Source organism: Amycolatopsis keratiniphila subsp. keratiniphila (genome assembly GCF_001620365.2).
In the GTDB taxonomy this organism is placed as follows: Bacteria; Actinomycetota; Actinomycetes; order Mycobacteriales; family Pseudonocardiaceae; genus Amycolatopsis; species Amycolatopsis keratiniphila.
In genome coordinates this window covers 8,974-12,619 of sequence record NZ_LQMT02000010.1, presented here as the reverse complement: position 1 = coordinate 12,619, position 3,646 = coordinate 8,974, and the positions used below count along the sequence as shown (strand labels likewise).

4 protein-coding genes are annotated in these 3,646 nt (G+C 68.3%); all 4 read right to left on the bottom strand.

The features are described 5' to 3' along the window. Nucleotides 1-325, bottom strand: a 325-nt coding sequence (locus AVR91_RS43705; protein ID WP_394329948.1) for a lyase family protein, incomplete at its 3' end; no start/stop codon positions are given. 10 nt (nucleotides 326-335) lie between these two features. Next, on the bottom strand, nucleotides 336-1,289 hold the full coding sequence (locus AVR91_RS08305; protein WP_063271868.1) for an asparaginase: 954 nt from the start codon (nucleotides 1,287-1,289) through the stop codon (nucleotides 336-338). Continuing rightward, on the bottom strand, nucleotides 1,286-2,725 hold the full coding sequence (locus tag AVR91_RS08300; protein ID WP_063271869.1) for an amino acid permease: 1,440 nt from the start codon (nucleotides 2,723-2,725) through the stop codon (nucleotides 1,286-1,288). The genes AVR91_RS08305 and AVR91_RS08300 overlap by 4 nt, the downstream gene beginning before the upstream one ends. 4 nt (nucleotides 2,726-2,729) lie before the next feature. After that, nucleotides 2,730-3,401, bottom strand: a complete 672-nt coding sequence (locus tag AVR91_RS08295; protein ID WP_063271870.1) for a FadR/GntR family transcriptional regulator — start codon at nucleotides 3,399-3,401, stop codon at nucleotides 2,730-2,732. Between the last annotated feature and the right edge of the window lie 245 nt (nucleotides 3,402-3,646).

The window sequence follows — 3,646 nt, the reverse complement described above, 5'->3', positions numbered from 1 at the left end:
CCTCGTTGGCGTTCATGTTCGTCGAGGTGCCCGCGCCGCCCTGGATGACGTCGACGACGAACTGGTCGTGCAGCGCGCCTTCGCGGATCTCACGGCACGCCTGGCGGATCGCGTCGGCGACGTCCGGCTCCAGAAGCCCCAGATCGGCGTTGGCGTGGGCGGCCGCCTCCTTGACCGAGGCGAGTGCCTCGATCAGATGCGGGTACGCGGAGATCGGGGTGCCGGTGATGGGGAAGTTCTCCCTGGCCCGTGCGGTGTGCACGCCCCAGTAGGCGTCGGCGGGGACTTCCTTGTCCCCCAGCAGATCGTGTTCCACGCGGTGCATCGAAGGCTCCTCAGGCGGCGAGGTCGAGTTCGGCCAGCGCGCCGGTCACACGCAGGCCGGGGGTGGGCTCCAGCACGTTCGGATCGACGCCGCACAACGCGAGCGCGGCGGCGAGCACCGGACGGCGGGCGCGGTCGCCGCCGTCGGCGATCTTGATCGCGATCGCCGTCCCGTCCGGGAGCGCGGCGACCTGGACGGCTTCGAAACCGTCCTTGGCGATCAGGCCGGGGACCGCGCGCATGAGCGCGGTGACGTCGCGACGCGTGCCGGCGACCAGTTCCGGATGCTTCCGGATCCCTTCGGCGACAAGGCCTTCCGGTGTCCCGGGCGCCGCCGCGGCGATCTTGCCCACCGCGCGGGCGAGGCCGCGGAGCGAGACCGCGAACAGGGGAGCGCCGCAGCCGTCGACGGCGACCTTCGGGATCCGCTGTCCGGTCAGCTCCTCGACGCACTCCGCGATCGCGCGCTGCAGGGGATGCGCGGCGTCCAGATAGTCCTCTGTGGACCATCCGTGCCGTCGGCAGGTCGCGAGCATCGCCGCGTGCTTGCCGGAACAGTTGTGCGCCAACCGCGACGCCGTCCGTCCCGAAGCGACCCAAGCGTCCCGCTCGACCGGGTCGAACGGCAGGTCTTCCGGTGTCCGAAGGTCTTCCGCGGTGAGCCCGGCGCCGTCGAGGGTCTTGAGCACCTCGGCGAGATGGATCTCCTCGCCGGAGTGACTGGCCGCGCCGACGGCGAACCCGGCGGGGCTCAGCTCGACGCCGAGCCGCGCCATCGCCGTGGCCTGCAAGGGTTTCGCCGCCGAACGCGGATAGAACGCCGCCTCGATGTCGCCCGCGGAGAACAGCACGCGGCCGTCGGGCGCGAGCACCACGGCCGAACCGTGGTGCACCCCCTCGACCATGCCGTCGCGAAGGAGGTGCACCAGCGGTTCGTGCGCGGGCACGCGGATCTCCGGCGTCACAGCTTCGTCTTTTCGAAGACGTCCATGTTGATCCGCTTGCGGACCCCGAACCAGCCCGCCACCAGCGCGAGCCCGATGACCGGCAGGCAGTACAGGGTGATCCGGCCGACCTCGTCGAAGCCCATCAGCACCACGACCGCGGCGAGGAAGATCAGCGTCGCGATCTCGGTGTAGGGCGAGAACGGCAGGCGGTACGACGGACGCTCGACCTCACCGCGTTCGGCCTTGCGCACGAACAGCAGATGCGAAAGCACGATGATCGCCCACGTGCCGAGGATGCCGATCGCGGCGAAGTTCAGCACGATCTCGAACGCCTGGCTCGGCACGACCGCGTTCAGGCCGACACCGACCACGCAGACCGCCGAGGTGAGCAGGATCCCGCCGTAGGGCACGTGGTTCTTGTTCATCACACCGGTGAACTTCGGCGCGGAACCGGCCAATGACATCGAGCGCAGGATGCGGCCGGTGGAGTAGAGACCCGAGTTCAGGCTGGAGAGCGCCGCGGTCAGCACCACCAGGTTCATCACGTTGCCCGCCTGCGGCACCCCGATGTGCGAGAGCACGGTGACGAACGGGCTCTCGTTCTTCGAGTAGGCGTCCCACGGCATCAGCATCGCCAGCAGGATCACCGAGCCGACGTAGAAGATCCCGATCCGCCACATGATCGAGTTGATCGCCTTCGGCATGATCTTGCGCGGGTTCTCCGTCTCGCCGGCGGCGACGCCGACCAGCTCGACCGAGGCGTAGGCGAACACGACACCCTGGACGATCAGCACCATCGGCAGCACCCCGGCCGGGAAGATCCCGCCGTGGTCGGAGATCAGCGAGAAGCCAGGCGTGTTGCCGTCGATCGGCTGCTGCGTGACCAGCAGGAAGATCCCGATCCCCATGAACGTCACCAGCGCGGCGACCTTGATGATGGCGAACCAGAACTCCATCTCGCCGAACAGTTTCACCGAAACCATGTTCAGCGCCAGCACGACCGCGAGCGCGATGAGTGCCAGCACCCATTGCGGGATCGGGGTGAAGAACGACCAGAAATGCGCGTACAGCGCGATCGCGGTGATGTCCGCGATACCGGTCGTCGACCAGTTCAGGAAATGCATCCAGCCCGCGACGAAAGCGCCCTTCTCGCCCATGAATTCCCGGGCGTAGGAGACGAAGGCGCCGGAGGAGGGGCGGTACAGGATGAGTTCGCCGAGCGAGCGCACCACGAAGAACGCGAAAAGGCCGCAGACCGCGTACACGATCGCGAGTGCCGGACCCGCCTGCGCGAGCCGTCCGCCCGCGCCGAGGAACAGGCCGGTGCCGATGGCGCCGCCGATCGCGATCATGTTGACGTGGCGGGGTTTCAGCGCCTTGTCGTAGCCTGCGTCACCGGCGTCGGCCGGCACCGGCGCGGCTTTGCCGTCCGCGCTGAGGGTCTGTTCGGTCACGGTGTCAGTCGTCCTTGTTCTGGTGCGTCGTGTGGCCCGGCCGCACGATGGTGGTCAGCGCGTCCTCGACGTGCTCGAGATGGGAGGTCATCGCCGCGATGGCGTCCGCTTCGGAACCGGCGGCGATGGCGGTGACGATCTCACGGTGCTCGGTGTTCGAGCGGGTTCGACGGTCCCCCAATTGGTTGAGAAAGGACGACTGACGGGCCAGCGCGTCCCGGATCTCTTCGATGACCTTGCCGAAGACCGGATTGCCGGATGCCTGCGCGATGGTGATGTGGAAGAGCGAGTCCAGCGCCACCCACGCGGTGTTGTCGGTTTCGAGATCCATGCGCTCGACGAGGTGACCGAGCAGGTCCAGGTCGTCGGTGCTGCGACGCACGGCGGCGTAACCGGCGACGGGGATCTCCACGTGCCGCCGGACCTCGAACAGGTCACGGGCCGAGTAGGTCCCGAAAGTGGGGTTCTCGACCGGCCCGGTGGCGGTCACGAAGGTCCCTTTGCCCGTTTTGGACACGGTGAGGCCGAGCGCCTGCAGCCCCCGCAAGGCTTCGCGGACGACCGAGCGGCTGACCTCGAACTCCTTGCCGAGCGCGGATTCCGACGGCAGTTTCTGGCCGACGGGGTACTCGCCACGCTCGATGGCGCCGCGGAGATGGGCCAGAACGGCCTCCATCGCGCTGACGCGTCGTGGACCACCGTGTCCGGCTGTCTGGCTGTCAGACAGGTTCATGAGACGAGATCGTGCGGTCGGCCCCAGGCTTTGTCAAGAGATCGGCCGAGCGCCCCGATCCAGCCTGCGGGGCTCGCTCGGACGGGGTAAGCGGACCCGTACAGGGCACCTTCGCAGGCACGGAGTGCCGTGAGGACACCGGATTCCCGCGCCGAAGTGGCCAGTGTCACAGCGGATGCGCGTGAAGG